14 protein-coding genes are annotated in these 15,959 nt (G+C 34.7%); 11 read left to right on the top strand and 3 right to left on the bottom strand.

Annotated elements, in window-relative coordinates:
- From QWT87_RS20265 to QWT87_RS20255, 3 genes are all read left to right on the top strand, one after another.
- A partial coding sequence (locus QWT87_RS20265) for a hypothetical protein (RefSeq protein ID WP_302718462.1) occupies positions 1 to 624 on the top strand: 624 nt, incomplete at its 5' end.
- Between the two features lie 119 nt (positions 625 to 743).
- A complete protein-coding gene (locus tag QWT87_RS20260) occupies positions 744 to 1,271 on the top strand; it encodes a DUF6584 family protein (protein ID WP_302718461.1) in 528 nt (175 codons plus the stop codon).
- A 125-nt stretch (positions 1,272 to 1,396) separates the two neighbouring features.
- Positions 1,397 to 1,624, top strand: coding sequence for a phosphate ABC transporter substrate-binding protein (locus QWT87_RS20255; protein WP_273078069.1), 228 nt, complete (start codon positions 1,397 to 1,399; stop codon positions 1,622 to 1,624).
- A gap of 1,667 nt (positions 1,625 to 3,291) precedes the next feature.
- On the opposite strand, the gene QWT87_RS20250 is transcribed toward QWT87_RS20255, so the two are convergent.
- Positions 3,292 to 3,636: a hypothetical protein gene (locus QWT87_RS20250; protein WP_076393123.1), complete on the bottom strand. Its 345-nt coding sequence runs from the start codon at positions 3,634 to 3,636 to the stop codon at positions 3,292 to 3,294.
- Positions 3,637 to 3,647: 11 nt separating this feature from the next.
- On the bottom strand, positions 3,648 to 4,064 hold the full coding sequence (locus QWT87_RS20245; protein ID WP_076392800.1) for a transposase: 417 nt from the start codon (positions 4,062 to 4,064) through the stop codon (positions 3,648 to 3,650).
- 792 nt (positions 4,065 to 4,856) lie between these two features.
- Between QWT87_RS20245 and QWT87_RS20240 the strand changes: the two genes are divergently transcribed.
- A complete protein-coding gene (locus QWT87_RS20240) occupies positions 4,857 to 6,395 on the top strand; it encodes a SulP family inorganic anion transporter (protein ID WP_302718457.1) in 1,539 nt (512 codons plus the stop codon).
- Between the two features lie 308 nt (positions 6,396 to 6,703).
- Here QWT87_RS20240 and fusA read toward each other — a convergent pair whose 3' ends face one another.
- A complete protein-coding gene (fusA, locus tag QWT87_RS20235; RefSeq protein ID WP_302718455.1) occupies positions 6,704 to 8,770 on the bottom strand; it encodes an elongation factor G in 2,067 nt (688 codons plus the stop codon).
- 875 nt (positions 8,771 to 9,645) lie between these two features.
- On the opposite strand from fusA, the gene QWT87_RS20230 reads away from it, so the two are divergent.
- From QWT87_RS20230 to QWT87_RS20200, 7 genes are all read left to right on the top strand, one after another.
- A complete protein-coding gene (locus QWT87_RS20230) occupies positions 9,646 to 10,320 on the top strand; it encodes an HAD family hydrolase (protein WP_302718454.1) in 675 nt (224 codons plus the stop codon).
- A 2-nt stretch (positions 10,321 to 10,322) separates the two neighbouring features.
- A complete protein-coding gene (locus tag QWT87_RS20225; protein ID WP_271246440.1) occupies positions 10,323 to 11,147 on the top strand; it encodes a phosphoribosyltransferase family protein in 825 nt (274 codons plus the stop codon).
- On the top strand, positions 11,137 to 11,691 hold the full coding sequence (locus QWT87_RS20220; RefSeq protein WP_302718453.1) for a TerD family protein: 555 nt from the start codon (positions 11,137 to 11,139) through the stop codon (positions 11,689 to 11,691). The genes QWT87_RS20225 and QWT87_RS20220 overlap by 11 nt, the downstream gene beginning before the upstream one ends.
- A 6-nt stretch (positions 11,692 to 11,697) precedes the next feature.
- Positions 11,698 to 12,870: a toxic anion resistance protein gene (locus QWT87_RS20215; protein ID WP_302718452.1), complete on the top strand. Its 1,173-nt coding sequence runs from the start codon at positions 11,698 to 11,700 to the stop codon at positions 12,868 to 12,870.
- Between the two features lie 16 nt (positions 12,871 to 12,886).
- Positions 12,887 to 13,834: a hypothetical protein gene (locus QWT87_RS20210; RefSeq protein ID WP_302718450.1), complete on the top strand. Its 948-nt coding sequence runs from the start codon at positions 12,887 to 12,889 to the stop codon at positions 13,832 to 13,834.
- Between the two features lie 191 nt (positions 13,835 to 14,025).
- The gene (locus QWT87_RS20205) at positions 14,026 to 14,637 is read left to right on the top strand and encodes a TerD family protein (RefSeq protein ID WP_076392787.1); all 612 of its coding nucleotides are present in this window, start codon (positions 14,026 to 14,028) and stop codon (positions 14,635 to 14,637) included.
- A 176-nt stretch (positions 14,638 to 14,813) separates the two neighbouring features.
- Entirely contained in the window at positions 14,814 to 15,860 is a 1,047-nt protein-coding gene (locus QWT87_RS20200) for a TerC/Alx family metal homeostasis membrane protein (protein ID WP_302718449.1), read from the top strand.
- The last annotated feature ends 99 nt before the right edge of the window (positions 15,861 to 15,959 follow it).

The following is a 15,959-nucleotide window of genomic DNA, read 5'->3' as shown; positions in this document are numbered from 1 at the left end:
AAAAATGTAAAAATGATACAACTTTTTAACGTTATTGAAATCAATCCCTTTAAATATTCTCAGGAAGACTATGAGATTCCTGAATTATCAGACTCTTCAAGTTCTGAAGAACGGGATGATAGATGGCAAAAAGCAATATCTACTTTAGATCTTAATCTAAAATTAATCGAGGAAGATTCTTATTTCGTAGATATTGAAACAATTGACGATGAAAATCTGAAGATTATTTTAAAAATAGTTTTCGATGATAGAGATATAGATATTGAAGAAGAAAATTACTTGATGCTTTTTGATGGAGGAATTCTTTTAAAGAAAGACAATGAACTTCTCCTTGAGCCACAATGTTGTGCAGATCTTGAGGATATCAAAAATTGGGAATATATTTTCGAAAATAGTTCATCAGATTGGTCACAGTTATGGATTGGGCATCCGTATGTTTATTACAGAAAATTTGAAGGAAAAATTGAATTTTCAGATTACACAGACAGTATGTTACGTGAATTGGAACATATACAATCTGTTTTTGAAGTTGATGAATTAGATTTGCAAATTGAAATTAACAAAATAAAAGAACGGCAAATACATTTCAATAATAGAGTTATTAAGCTTTTGACAGAAATATAAATTTAAAAACCGACTTAGGAAATGGAGGCGTAAAGAAAATAAGCTATACGAACGTTAAGAAGATTCTACTGTTTGAAATAGGAACAAATTCAAAACGAACAAATGAATAATTATAAATAATGGGAACTATTTTTTACAGAATTGAACAGGATCTTAAGGCGGGAAGAAAGAAAAAAGCCTGCGACAGACTTCGAAATCTGATCAATGAGTTTCCCAACGATCTTTCTTTGAGAGATAAACTGGCTCAGATTTATTATGATTCAGGGTTTAAAGATGAAGCCGGAAAGTTTTGGATCTTATCTGAACCTCAGAATTTCGAAATGAAAGAAGCAGTTGAGATGTACAGGAATTCATTAAGCAATTCCGGAAATGCTATCTTAAAAGATATTGTTTTTAGGGGAGATAAAACTCAGCTTTCAGATTACGCAAAAAATATTCTGAAACAATTGGAAACAGACAGCTTTAAGAAAACAAAACATATTCCTGATTTTAAAAGAAAGCAAAGAGAAAAAGGAAATTATACGGAATCTAAAGACAGCTTTTTTAGTAATGTAGGATTTTATTTGCTCATTGGAGGAATTATTTTACTTCCATTTTTAGGACTTGTTAAGCTGGGAGAGATTATCGGTTCAATATTTTCAAAATAAATTCAACTGCGTAAAAAGAATGCGCACTAACGCAATAATTTTGCATCAACAAAAACAGATAACCATGAATTACTATAAAAAATGGCTTAAAGGAACACTGTATTGAGGTTAAATACTCAATACTTATGAAAAAAATTAAAACATTAAAGAAGTCTTTCGGATACAATGAATTTGGATTAGTTGACTTTCCGAAGAAAATTTCAAATGTGCAGATTTCCAGAATTTTATATGGAAATGAAATGGGGTGTTCTTATTGTTTTCCACATGGTTATGAAACCATTAATTCAAAAGAGATTAAGTTTCAGAGAAATTGGAAAAAATACAGAAAAACCCAATGGAAAACCAAAAAGTAAGTGTCGTAAAACAGAATTACTTCGTACTGAGCAGAGTTGTATTGCAGGTAAAAATCCTGTTTCCGGAATTCGGAATGGTGTAAAAAGAAACACACAACAATAAAAAATTCTGTTTGATTTTTTACCTTACTTTAAAAAAATTATCGGTGCCGTAAGAAAAGAATTCCTTCGATTTCGACTTGAACAAGAGTCTTTTCGTTACATTGCCCGGTTTTAAACAACCAATGTCGTCATCATAAGAGTTCCATCGTCTTACTTAAAATTTGAATTGATATCAAAAACTCTTATACCATGTTACTTGGTTTTTTTTTTAAATAATTTTAACTGCGTAAAAAGATTGCGTACCAATGCAATAATTTTGCAGTAACAAAAAACAATAACCATAAAAACTTAAAAATAATCGATGCCGTAAGAAAGAGTTCCTTCGAATCCAAACTGAAAAAGTCTCTTTCAAAATTTTGCTCGATTTTAAATTGTAAAAACTAAAACTTTGAAAATATAAAATAAAAAATCAAGTGTCGTTTCAGAATTATACTTCGATATTTAATCTTTGGGTCGCAGGTTCGATTCCTGTCTTCTCTGTTGTAAACGAGATGTAGCTCAGACGGTAGAGCAAAAGCACTGAAAGATTCTCACATTATTACCTTGATTTAAAAAACAAAAGAGTGCCGTAGAAAAGGCTTACTTCGAACAGCAATTATTTAGACCAAAAAAATCTAAAAAACAAGTGCAATTTCCTGAATAACAGTAGGGATCAGGTGCATGTCTGTCTTTTCGCCTTTTGCCTCTTTTTATTGAAAATTTAAAAATATCGGGTGTCGTAGTACAGAAATACTTCGTTCCAAACCGGAAATGCAGGTTCGATGCCTGTCAGTAACTAAAAAACTGTCGTCTAATTTGAGTAAAGACGCCGGAGAAATATCTGTACGAAATTTACCTTGATAAAATAAAGAGTGCCGTTAGAGAAAACTTACTTCGGTTAATCTTAATGATGTTGGTTCGACTCCAGAATAAATCTGAAAATGATTTATAATAAAGAGTTTTCTCGTCTTTTGCCTCTTTTTTAATTTTAAAAACTTACAGATAAGTGTCGTAGAGAAAGGTTACTTCGTAACTATAACGGTCCTAAGGTAGCGTAATTCGGGCGACCGAACTGGTGAGGTTGGGTTGAAAACCAACTGGGCAAAAGTTTTCGAAAGAAAGCGCAAGTCTCTCGCAGATGTAGAATTGCCGGCTCCCTGCCCAAATCGGGTAAGAGCGGCGCTCATAAGAGCAAAAATACCTTTTTCGCCTTTTACCTTATCTGTTTTTATAATATACAAGTACCGTAGAATAGTGTTACTTCGCTCATCACGACGGGGTCGCGGGTTCGAGTCCCGCCTTTTCCACAGTTTAAAAAACACAAAATTAAAATAGGAAAAGTAGCTCAGTTGGTTAGAGCACGACATTGCACTTTCTGGTTGTTGCCTTGTTTTAAAATATAAAGTGTCGTAGAGAAAAGATACTTCGTCACCAATCGAAGGGGAGGAATAATGAAGTCGGATGTTCCGGCAAGATTATCCGGTTCGACTCCGGCAGAACGATGCCCCGCTTTTCTTTTCTCGTCTGTAATCTTTATATTAAAAATCCGAAAAACAGTATGCTTTTCGGATTTTTTTATTTTGAAATCAGTTCTTTGAAGTAATTTTTTCGTATTCTTCTTCAAACGTTTTTTTCCATTTTGCAATGGTCGTTCTGCTGATTTTATACTTTTTCGACATATAATTCGTAGAAAAATTATGCTTGTTTTGATACTGTAAAAGTTTTAGCATCGTTTTCTTATCATAAGTCTTCAGTTTCTGATTTTTCTCAAGGCTTTCTTTTGATTGCTTGAAAACCAATTCATTAAAATTCAAAACATCTTCAGTGGTTTTTAAATTTTTTATCAGACGCTGAACTTTGGGATCATTCAGTTTATCAGGATCTTTTTCTTTAAGCATATCCTGATAAATCTTCGTATAATTTGGACGCATGGGATGTTTTTTTAAATTTTTTGCAGCCATCGGTGAAGCGTACTTTTAGGGATTGAATACTCTTGGATGATTTCATTATGAGTCATCTCTCCGGATTGTATTTTTCCGATGATGAATTCTTTGATCTCCTGAGTATAAATATTTTTTCTGAAATAAGGAATCTTATCCGATTTCGGATTTTTTACCTTATCAACAGCAGAAGGAGGCGCATATAAAATAAGGTGCGAACTGTAAATTCTGAAGAAATCATACTCCAGAAGTTTAGAGCATCTTAATAAAAGATCTGTTTCTACCGATGCACTTTCGAAGATTTTATCGATAGCTTCCTCGTCTTTTTTAAGAAAACTGCACATTCTTTCTTTGCTAACTTCCAGTTCGTTAGCTCTTTCTTTAATAAATTGTCCTATATGTATGTCTTTGTATAGCATAGGTGTTTTTAAGCCTTAGTGATTAATAAGCAATTTGCAGTCCGAAATTATAAAATATAGAAAAAATATGAAAACTTTAGCACGATTTATTACGTTAAGCCCGTTTAATAATTGGCGCAATACTTATTTACACACAAAAATTTGGATAGAATTTACTTGTAAATAGAAGATATAGAAATGTAAAACCAGGAATTTATGCTTTATTTTGCAGTACCCTCATGTATTTCAGATCCTCATTACTTTGTTCAGTAAACTTTAATTATCCCGACTTTTTCTAAGCACCAATACTAATTTCCATTACTTTATCATCTACTTTATCATCATGTAAACGCCTTTTTTTATAATTTAAGATAATTTTCTTTCTGTAATTAATTAATCATCAATAATTGAATTAAATATTTAGAAAAAATACTAACTTCTCTGAAATCAAATATAGAAAAAATTGGATTCAGTCCAAAAGAATGAGGGATAAAATTTCATGAAATACTATTTTTAGTTAAAGTTTAATGAAATATGTGGTATGTGTTGTGAAATATTACATTCTGAAATAATTGTGGAGAACATAATTTTACAGGAAACATATTGTGAAATATTTAAAGTAAGTAAGGTAAAAATTGTCTGAGAAATTTTTAGTCAATATCTTTGCAGATAGTATGCAAATAAAAACAAAAACTTCATCCGAAGTTACACCGCCTTAAGGATTTGATAAATTTAATAAAACTGTTTTCTAAAAAAGAAAACAGCAATTTCTGTTTTTAAAATATCATTAAATCCTTAAACATTACTTTTCCAATGGAAAATTCTCTTAAACTTTTCGATTTTTCTCAAAAAATAAATTTCAAAAACGAACTTCTTGCCGGATTTACGGTGGCAATGACCATGATTCCCGAATCTCTTTCATTTGCCATTCTTGCCGGACTTTCTCCTTTAACGGGATTATACGCCGCCTTTATGATGGGATTGGTAACTGCTATTTTCGGAGGTCGTCCTGGAATGGTTTCCGGTGGAGCAGGAGCAACCATCGTTGTTTTAATTGCACTCATCAAAACTCACGGAGTAGAATATTTATTTGCAACTGTAGCTTTAGCCGGAATTTTTCAGATGCTGGTCGGCGTTTTCAGACTTGGAAAATTCGTAAGATTAATTCCGCAGCCCGTAATGTACGGTTTCCTGAACGGTCTTGCTGTTATCATTTTCATGGCACAGGTAGAACAGTTTAAAATTACCGATGCAAATGGTGTTGTGACTTGGCTGCAGGGTTCTTCCTTATATATTATGTTAGGTTTAACTGCTTTAACGATTGCTATCGTTTACTTTTTCCCGAAAATTACTAAAGCCCTTCCAAGTTCTTTAATCGCAATTTTAATTGTTTTTGCTGTGGTTTTAGGCTTTGGAATCCATACAAAAACGGTTTCGGATATTGCCAGTATCAGCGGAAGCTTACCCGTTTTTCATATTCCGGAAATACCATTTTCATTAGAAACTTTACAGATTATTTTTCCTTACGCCTTAATTATGGCAGGAGTTGGCTTAATTGAATCTTTGCTTACTTTATCTATGGTAGATGAAATTACCAATTCAAAAGGAAATACGAATAAAGAAGCGGTAGCACAAGGTTTGGCCAACGTTACCAACGGTTTTTTCGGCGGAATGGGAGGCTGTGCAATGGTTGCGCAGACTTTAGTGAATCTGAATGCAGGTTCCAAAGCCAGACTTTCCGGAATTATCGCATCCCTAACCATATTGGTAATTATTTTAGTAGGAGCCCCGTTTATTGAAAAAATTCCGATGGCAGCTTTGGTTGGTGTCATGATGATGGTTGCGATCAGTACCTTTCAGTGGGTTTCCATAAGCATCATTAACAAGATGCCGAAATCCGATATTTTTGTCGGAATTACAGTAGCCTTAATTACCATTATTCTTCACAATCTGGCTTTGGCGGTTTTGGTAGGGGTAATCATTTCTGCCCTTGTTTTTGCGTGGGACAATGCGAAAAGAATCCGTGCCAGAAAATATACAGATGAAAATGGGGTTAAATATTATCAGATTTTAGGACCGCTGTTCTTTGGCTCGGTTACAACATTTATTGATAAGTTTGATCCTGTAAATGATCCGGATCAGGTAGTCATCGATTTTAAAGAAAGCCGCATTGTAGATATGAGTGCAATTGACGCTCTAGATAAACTCTCCAAAAAATATACGCAACAAAATAAAAAACTGCATTTAAGACACCTAAGTGAAGACTGCCGCAAAATGCTGAGAAACGCAGAAGCTGTAATTGAAGTGAATATTCAGGATGATCCAACGTATAAAGTGATGCCGGAGAAGTAGGAGGGTTTTTGAGTTGGAGTGTGGGAGAGTTTGAGTGGTTGAGAAGATTGTTTGGCGGGAAGATGGAAGATGGAAGTGCGATGATGGAAGTTTAGAAATACTCCGCAAACATCTGAAAAAATCTGTGTAATCTGTGGGAAATAAACTGGAAGCGTGATGATGGAAATTTAAAATTCATGCAAACATCTGTTGGGAATAAAAATCTGCATAATCTGAAAAATCTGCGGGAGAAAAAACAATTCATTATTGATAATTCACCTCAATAACCCAAACAAGGACTGCAAAAATAAATTTACAGCCCTTGTCTTTTAGGTTACTAATGTATTCGCGATGAAATCAGGCACCAAAGCATAGTGCGACAACTTCATGCTGATCGAAGCTCTTCCGCTCGTCAACGTTCTCAGATCAGAAATATATCCGAAAGTAGAAGCTAAAGGAACTTCTGCCGTGAAAATTTTTCTTCCCGATTTTTCATCAATTGAGATGATGATTCCTCTTCGTTTGTTGATATCCGCAGTCACCGCTCCGGTATAATCCTCAATCGTCTGAATCTCAACTTTCATGATAGGTTCCATTAATTTAGGCTTACAGGATTTTCCTATTTCCCTGAAACCGTCTCTCGCAGCCATTTCAAAATCCTGAGCATGAGAATCATTACTGTGAGTAGATCCGTCAAGAAGCGTAACTTTCATGCTTTCCAGAGGATAGCCCTGTAATGCTCCGTTTTCCATTGCCTCACGGAAACCTTTTTCAACAGACGGAACAAATTCATTCGGAATCACTCCGCCTTTGATCTGATTGATGAATTCCAAACCGATTCCACCATCATTTCTCGGTCCGATTTCAAACGTGATGTCCGCAAACTGTCCGCTTCCACCGTTCTGTTTCACAAGTTTTTCACGGTGCGTTCTGGTTTCCGTTAAAATTTCTTTATACGAAACTTTAGGTTTTCCCTGATTGATTTCAATTCCGTGATTCAACCTGATTTTTTCTAAAGTAACTTCAAGATGCAGTTCTCCCAAACCGCTCAGTAAAGTTTCTCCCGTTTGTCGGTCTCTTTCAACAACCAACGATGGATCTTCTTCCTGAATTTTCGCTAAAACCAATCCGAAAGATTTTTCATCTGCATTTGTTTTCGGTTCAATAGAAACCCTGATTACCGGAGCCGGAATCGTAATGGATTCAAGCAAAACAGCCCGTTCAACAGAAGATAAAGAATCTCCGGTTTTCGCATCTTTTATTCCGGTTAAAGCCACAATATCCCCCGCTTTTCCTTCTTCAACCGTTATCGTTTTGTCCGACTGCATCTGCAAAATCCTTGAAATTCTGAAACTTTCACCCGTTCTTACGTTCTGAACCGTATCACCGGATTGTATACTTCCCGAATAAATTCTCAACATCGAAAGTTTACCCATATGTTTATCAATCACCACTTTGAAAACCAATCCTGAAAACATTTCCTCTTCATTTCTTTCCAGTTCCACCGTTTCTTCCGTTTTCGCATCTTTTCCTTTCACGGAAGGCAACTGATCCGGCGCAGGAAGATAACTTACAATCGCATTAAGCAAAGGTTGTACTCCCTTGTTTTTGAATGCAGAACCACATAAAACAGGAACTGAATTTCTTGACTGACAAGCTCTTTTTATGGCTTCAGTGATCATTTCTTCAGAAATTTTTGTTTCAGAATCCAGAAAATATTCAAAAAACTGTTCGTCAGATTCGGCTAAAGTTTCCATTAGTTTCATTCTCCATTCATGAGCTTCAGCGTTGTAAAGTTCCGGAATTTCCTTTTCAATAATGGTTTCTCCGTTTTCATCCATCCAGTACAGCGCTTTTTGCTTAATTAAATCGATAACACCTTCGAAACTGTCTTCAGAACCCATCGGAATTTGTAAAGCTAAAGGAACCGCATTCAGTTTTGTTTTAATTTCATTTAAAACTGCAAAAAAATCTGCCCCGATTCTGTCCATTTTATTAATGAAACAAATCTTTGAAATTCCATGTTTCTCAGCTTGGAACCAGACATTTTCCGTTTGTGGCTGAACTCCCGAAGAAGCACAGAAAACTGCTACAACGCTGTCCAGAACGCGTAAAGAGCGTTCAACTTCCACCGCAAAATCAATGTGTCCCGGAGTATCAATAATGTTGATATTGAAGACATTTTCATCTTTTTTCCACTGGGTAGAAATTGCAGCCGAAGAAATCGTAATTCCCCTGTTTTTCTCTTGGATGTCTTTATCCATTGTGGTATTTCCTTCGTCCACATTTCCGATTTTATGAATCATTCCCGTGTAATAAAGAAGTCTTTCCGTAAGTGTTGTTTTTCCTGCATCAACGTGTGCTATAATCCCTATATTTCGTGTGTTGTATTTCATTTTGTTTAATTTAAATTATTGATTTTAAGGTTGTAAAATGTTTTAAAACGCAAAGTTCTTTGAAAACTGTTTTTATTTAAGAGAGCAAAGAGTTGCGACAAAGTCGCTGATGAAGCCAGCTTCTTAAAATCAATTTATTGATTAAAATCTTTGCTCACTTTCTTATTCAGTAAGAAAATTTTTCTTTGCGTTAAAAAAATAGACAACCTTTCCGAATGTAAAAGCTGAAAAGTAGGGTAGCAAAAAAGACCTATCTGAAACAGACAGGCCTTCTTTATATTTTAGTTTTATAAGGTCGGTCGTTATTCAGATAAATATTTAGTGCTACCAAAGTACACAGCTCTGATAGGATTGCTTAAAGTGATTATATTTATCATTTTTGTTGACATTGTTGATTGTTAACCGGTTGCAAAACTAAAAAAAATATTTTAACAGCAAAAACTTTTTTTTATTTTTTTTAAACGACTGAAAAATTGAAAATTTAAAGACATTATTTGCTGAATTATTTTTAACGCGAGGATCGCCAGGTTTTGTTCAATCCTTTGAAGACATTTTCGTTCGCCAAGGCACTTCGTTCAGCAAATGATAGCATCAAGTCTTGGCTGAGTGAAACGCCTTTGCGAACGAAAAATACCCACGATAATTATAAAAAAATCTTTGAGGACTTTGTGTTTAAAAAAAAGAATTTTTCAATAACAAATATTACGGAAAATCATAAAAATTTCTTAAAACATCAAACTACATTTACACATTAATTTAAAAATTCTATCTTTGAAAGGAATTGTATTTTGAACACGAACAGATGAAAGAAAATAATAACCATTTAAAACATCTTTTTCAGGAAAAAGCTAAATAAAAATTTTAACTAAACCATTTTGAAAACAGATATAGACATCCACAATCACTCCCATTTTTCCTTTGATTTGTGGCTTACTTTAATAAAATCTCATCCTGAATTTAAAGCAAAAAGAGTTGAGCTGTTCTCCTCATTTTTTGACGTAAAAAAACCAATTGATGAAGTTGCGAAAGTTGTAAAATATTATGATGATCTTTGCAATTCTATCAATGAGGTAATTGGAGGAAATGTTGACACTTTTGAAATTTATTTATTAATTTTAAATGCACTGGAAGTAGATGTAAAACAATTGAATAAAGATCAGTTAAATCAATTCTATCAGAAAAGTGAAGATCTGTTTCTGGAATATAAACCTGTTGTGATTTTTGAAAATTTGCATCAGTTTTTTGATGAAATTAAAAATCAGGGAAAAACAATCAATATTCTAAGCAATACAGGTTTTATTAAAGGAAAAACCATGAGAAAATTCCTGATCAGTGAAAACCTCGATCAGTATATTGATTTCCACATTTATTCTGATGAAATGAACTGCTCAAAACCCGATCCCAAAATCTTTCAGGAAGTGAAAAATTTACTTCCCAATCAGGATTTAGATGTAAAACAGGTTTTACATATCGGGGATAATCCTGTCGCGGATTATAAAGGCGCAAAGGATTTTGGTTTCAATGCACACTTACTTATACCCAAAATATAATTATGAACAAGAGGTACAGCTTACACCACATTCATTCGGCGGATGAATTTACTTTTTCACCCGAAGAATACAGCTATTTCAAATATGGCGATAAGTCGTATGCTGAAAAATTTGCAAAAGAACTGTTCGAAGGATTTATTTCCGGACATGAAGATATTTTAAACACAGATAAAGAAATTGTGGTATTGCCAAGTCCTTACATGGCAATTCCTACAGCGTCTAATTTTTTATGTTTTTACTTTAAAAAGCATCTGGATTTTTATTTGTTTCAGAAAGGAAAAAAATCAAGCATTTTATCGAAAATTAACAGAAATCATACCTACACGACAGATTATGGAAATTTAAGTTTTGAAGACCGTAAAAATCTTATTGCTAACGACACCTATTATCTAGATAAAGATTTTCTTAGAGGAAAACTTTGTATTTTTATAGATGATATTAAAATAACAGGAAGCCATGAATTTACGGTGAATAAAATTCTTGATGAATATAATGTAGAGGCAGATTTTTTATTCATGTATTATGCTGAGCTGATGAATTTTGATCTCGATCCTAAGATTGAAAATTACTTTAATTATTACGCGGTAAAAAATGTACAAGATATCGCAGAAGTAATGGGGAAGCCTAGTTTTCAGTTTAATACACGAATTGTAAAATATATTTTAGGCTTAGATTCAGGTAATTTTGAGTATCTTTCGTCTAAAGTAAAAAAGGAACTGATGGATAACCTGCTGGAACTGGCAATCAGCAATAATTATCATTTAATAAAAGAATACGAAAACAATATAAACACTTTAACACAAACCGAATTATATTATGGCTATTAACTTACAGAAAGGACAGAGAGAAAATATAAACGCACCGAAATTTACGGTTGGTCTTGGATGGGACATTAACAATACATCTACCGGAACGGCTTTCGATTTGGATGCTTCTTTATTTTTATTAGGTGAAAACAAAAAGTTAATTTCAGATAATCACTTCATCTTTTACAACAATCTGGAGTCTCCGGACAAAGCAGTGATTCACTCTGGTGATAACTTGACAGGTGACGGAACAGGAGATGATGAGCAGATTAAAATCGATCTTACTAAAATAGATCCTGCCGTGAAAGAAATTACTGTTGTGGTAACCATTCACGATGCGGATTCAAGAAGACAGAACTTCGGACAGGTAAGAAATTCTTTCATCAGAATTTTCAATACAGATACCAACGAAGAAATTTTAAAATATGAATTGGACGAAGATTTCTCTATTGAAACGGCAGTGGAATTCGGAAGAATCTACAACAGAAACGGCGAATGGAAATTTGAAGCGGTAGGAAGCGGACAGAGAGAAGGTCTAGAAAAATTTGTATCAATCTATCAATAATCTATTATGGACAATCAGGAAAATCAACCTATAGATCCGCTTGGATCGATCGAACCTTTAAAGACATTCGAACCTACTCCGATGGCGCCGCCGCCGAGTATGGCAACGCCAAGTACGCCTCCTGCACCATTAGTAGACAGGGATGGAAATGTAAATCTTACGCAGTTACAGGCAGAAGAACGTAAAAAATACGAAGTTCTGGCAGATTCTATCGACGAAACTAACCCGGGATCTATCGTTAACTTTGGAGCCGATCTTCAGAGAACATTGTCGAATCAGAGTGACAGTTTCCTTGGAAATGTAAGGAGATCAAATTCCGGAGAAGTAGGTGAATTGATTAATAATTTATTAGTCGAGCTGAATTATGTAGATGTTGAAGAATTAAATCAAAATAAATTCAAAAGTTTTTTAAGCAAATTGCCTTTCATGAAAAGTGTCATGACGCAGATTGAGAATTTATTTGCCAAATATGATAAAATCATCAACAATATCGATCAGATTGCTTATAAAGTAAATGCAGGAATCATTACTTCAACGAAAGATAATGCAGTTTTACAGACGATTTTCGAAAGTAATGTCAACGCGATCAAACAAATCGAAGAACTGGTGATTGTCGGAAACCTGAGAATGGAAAAAGCCGGAGCCGAATTAGCGCATATGGAAGCCAATACGCAGGAATTTCAGGATTATCAGATTGCGGATAAGAGAGATTTTATCGCAAGATTAGACAGAAGATTAGCCGATCTGAAGGTGGTTCGATTAATCATGATGCAGTCGCTTCCGCAGATCAGACTCGTTCAGAACAACAACGTTTCGATTGCAGAAAAAGCACAGACGATTTTAACGACGACTTTACCGCTCTGGAAAAATCAGCTTTCACTGGCAGTAGCGATGTACAGACAGCAGCAAAGTATTGAAATTCAGCAGAAAGTTTCGGCTACGACGGAAGAAATTTTAAGAAAAAATGCAGAACGTTTGGGGCAGAACTCCATTAATGTAGCAAGAGCTAATGAACAGACGATCGTTTCTGTGGAAACATTAAGAGAAACAACTTCAAAATTAATCAATACATTAAACGAAGTAAAGCAGATCCAAAAACAGGGAGCAGAAGGAAGAAGAAAGCTGGATCAGGATCTGATGACTCTGGAACACGAATTAAAAGCAAACGTAAGAGGATAAGAATGAGAGATGAAAAGTGAATGATGATGCTGTAAACATATTGTCGCAAAGCAAAAGAAGATTAACCAAACTTAAACTTCTTGCAAATTTTTTTGAAAATGTTGATATAATTTCGATCTACATTAAGACGGATATTATCCATAATCTTTTTCAGGAAAATAAAGGACTCGATTACAGCAAACTGGAACTTTTTCATCTTCAGTATACCGACAGTCTTATTGAGCTTTTAACCAAAATTAAAAGGCAGAAGGAAAATGAGATGTTGGCGGTGCTTAATGAAATTGATGTTAACGGCAAATACATTTCCGGTTTTGAAGAAAAGCGGGTAGACGGTTTCGAAACAGACCGTAAAATGTACAGCGGGATCTTTTCCAATCAACTGAAAAGTCTGTATAATGATCTTACGGAAGATAAATTTCGGGCAAACTGGGATAATGTTCTGTATTTCTACAAAAAATATGCGGCAGAATTCTACCGTTCGAATGTTGATGAAGAATTGCTGAAATCCGGTTCTTTTCTTGCCTATCAGTATCAGGATTATCAGATTGAAAGGAAATTACTGGGAAGGCTTAATATTCAGAACTTTAAGGTTCGTTTTGTATGCGGATATGTCATCACGGGAAACGAATATGAATTATTTAAAATCTTCCAGTCCGACGATCACTTCATTTTTGATATCGAAGGCAGAAAAATGTATTTAATTGATCCTAAAAAACTGGAAAAACTAGATACAATGCCAAATGAATCGAATCAGGGAACAATTGTTTATCAGCTAAAAAGAAAAAACGAACAATTGGAAGAGACAATGAACGAAAGGAAAAAAACATTACCGGAGCAGGTGATTTCAGTATTGAAAGATTATCTTAAAAATCTTGAAAATACCGACGTGATGAGCAAAATGTTCGACATCAATGAAGAAACCAATATTCTTCGTGCAATGCTGAATTTAAATTTAAATAATTAGTAAAAAGTAAAAAGTTTTAATAAATTCAATTCTTTACGAACTTTTTCACTGTACTGCTATCATTTGCTGAGTGAAACGCCCTTTGCGAACAAAAATATGCAGAATAAATTTAAAAAAATCTTTGCGAGTCTTTGCGTTTAAACTAAGCACAGTAAAAAAAATTAAAATTAGAACTAAAACAAAATATAACAATGGCTATTAACTTACAAAAAGGTCAGAGAATAAACCTAACGAAGGAAAACGGAACCACGCTTACACAGGCTTGTGTAGGAATCAACTGGGGAGCAATCGAGAAGAAAGGATTCTTCGGAGGCGTTACAAAAGAAGCAGTAGATTTAGACGGAAGCTGTATTTTATACGATTCCAATAAAAACGCGACAGAAGTAATCTATTTCGGAAACTTAAAATCCAAAAACGGTTCGGTAAGACACAGCGGAGACGATTTAACAGGAGACGTAAATGGAGATGACGGTCTTGACAATGAGGTGATTACTGTGGATTTCAGCAATCTGGATTCCAATGTAGAACACGTTGCTTTGGTTCTGAACAGTTATAAAGGTCAGGATTTCGGGACTATTCCTTTCGCATCCATCAGAATTTATGAAGGAACGCCAACCAACGTAAGAGAAGTTTTTGCAAAATATGATATTGCGAATGATGCTTCTTTCAAAGGTCACGTTGCCATGGTAATGGGCGTTTTCTACAAAAGAAACGGAGAATGGAAGTTCAACGCGATCGGAGATCCTACAGCAGACAGAAAATTACAGGAAACAATAGAAACTGTAAAGCAGAAATATTTGTAAAATATTAATATTCAATAGGAACGGGCTTTAGCCCGTTTGCATTAAAAATAGGTTTCCAATCCGGCTTTAGCCAAAACTTATTAACTGTTGAATGAAATTTTAAAATAGAAATAAAATTTAGCAATACTTGTACCCGTACAAATATTGCTTTTATCGTATAATAAGCACATAAAAAAGTGGACAAACATCAAGGTATTTTAGATCTTCATCCCGGTCTGGTTTGGGGATTTGCGGTAACGGTAGTTATCATGTTGCTTCTGGATTTAGGAGTTTTCAACAAAAAAAGTCATGAAGTTTCTTCCAAGGAAGCTACAATCTGGTCAATCGTATGGATCTCACTGTCTATGGTATTCTCTGGTGTGGTTTATTGGGTTTTCAATACAGACGGAAGTCCCGAAAGTCATGCTTTGGCAGTAGAGAAATTCACGCAGTATCAGGCGGCTTACTGGATTGAGAAGGCACTTTCGGTGGATAACTTATTTGTATTCATTCTGGTTTTCGGATTTTTTAAAGTTCCGAAATACCTCCACCACAAAGTTCTTTTCTGGGGAATTATCGGAGCATTGATTTTCAGGGCAATTTTCATTTTTGCGGGTGTCGGATTAATCAACCTTACTTACCTTCCTGAAATGAATATTTTCGGACATCCGGTAAAAATCAATATTGTAATGACTTTATTCGGGTTGTTCCTTGTGTATGCAGGAATAAAATCGTGGGGCGACGGAGACGATGATGACGAAGAAGATTACAGCAATACCGCAGGAGCACGACTGATTAAGAGATTCTGGAAAGTTTCAGACAATTACGTGGGCGACAAATTCTTTACGGTACAGAACGGAATAAAAATGGCAACCCCGCTTTTGGTTGTTGTAGCCGTAATTGAGTTTACGGATGTACTTTTTGCAGTAGATTCCATTCCGGCAATCTTCGCGATTTCCAATGATCCGTTTATCCTTTACACATCGAATATTTTCGCAATTTTAGGATTAAGATCGTTGTATTTCCTGTTGGCGAATTTCATTCATATGTTCAGCAAATTGCCTTACGGTTTGGCAGTTATTTTATCGTTCATCGGAGTAAAAATGCTGATTGCACCGTGGATTCATATTCCGTCTCCGGTTTCTTTGGGAATCGTTGGAGGAGTTTTGGTAATTTCAGTGATTTTATCCCTGATTTTCCCCGATAAAAAGGATGACGAAGACCAAGAGAAAATTGAAGAATAAGACCAGTTCTTATTAAAAATAGAAAGGCTTTACACAATTTGTAGAGCCTTTTTTATTATTTTATTTTTAGGAGCTGTTTCGCGCTTTCCGCACTCGCTA

The organism is Chryseobacterium urinae (assembly GCF_030518295.1).
Lineage (GTDB): Bacteria > Bacteroidota > Bacteroidia > Flavobacteriales > Weeksellaceae > Chryseobacterium > Chryseobacterium mucoviscidosis.
The sequence above is the reverse complement of the archived record's forward strand: the minus strand, read 5'-3'. Positions and strand labels throughout refer to the sequence as shown.

What these genes read in the sequence shown, in the direction of transcription:
- QWT87_RS20245 (WP_076392800.1), bottom strand. Translation starts at nt 4,064, where the DNA reads ATGCTATACAAAGACATACATATAGGACAATTTATTAAAGAAAGAGCT.
- fusA (WP_302718455.1), bottom strand. Translation starts at nt 8,770, where the DNA reads ATGAAATACAACACACGAAATATAGGGATTATAGCACACGTTGATGCA.
- QWT87_RS20255 (WP_273078069.1), top strand. Translation starts at nt 1,397, where the DNA reads ATGAAAAAAATTAAAACATTAAAGAAGTCTTTCGGATACAATGAATTT.
- QWT87_RS20260 (WP_302718461.1), top strand. Translation starts at nt 744, where the DNA reads ATGGGAACTATTTTTTACAGAATTGAACAGGATCTTAAGGCGGGAAGA.
- QWT87_RS20225 (WP_271246440.1), top strand. Translation starts at nt 10,323, where the DNA reads ATGAACAAGAGGTACAGCTTACACCACATTCATTCGGCGGATGAATTT.
- QWT87_RS20215 (WP_302718452.1), top strand. Translation starts at nt 11,698, where the DNA reads ATGGACAATCAGGAAAATCAACCTATAGATCCGCTTGGATCGATCGAA.
- QWT87_RS20205 (WP_076392787.1), top strand. Translation starts at nt 14,026, where the DNA reads ATGGCTATTAACTTACAAAAAGGTCAGAGAATAAACCTAACGAAGGAA.
- QWT87_RS20250 (WP_076393123.1), bottom strand. Translation starts at nt 3,636, where the DNA reads ATGCGTCCAAATTATACGAAGATTTATCAGGATATGCTTAAAGAAAAA.
- QWT87_RS20240 (WP_302718457.1), top strand. Translation starts at nt 4,857, where the DNA reads ATGGAAAATTCTCTTAAACTTTTCGATTTTTCTCAAAAAATAAATTTC.
- QWT87_RS20220 (WP_302718453.1), top strand. Translation starts at nt 11,137, where the DNA reads ATGGCTATTAACTTACAGAAAGGACAGAGAGAAAATATAAACGCACCG.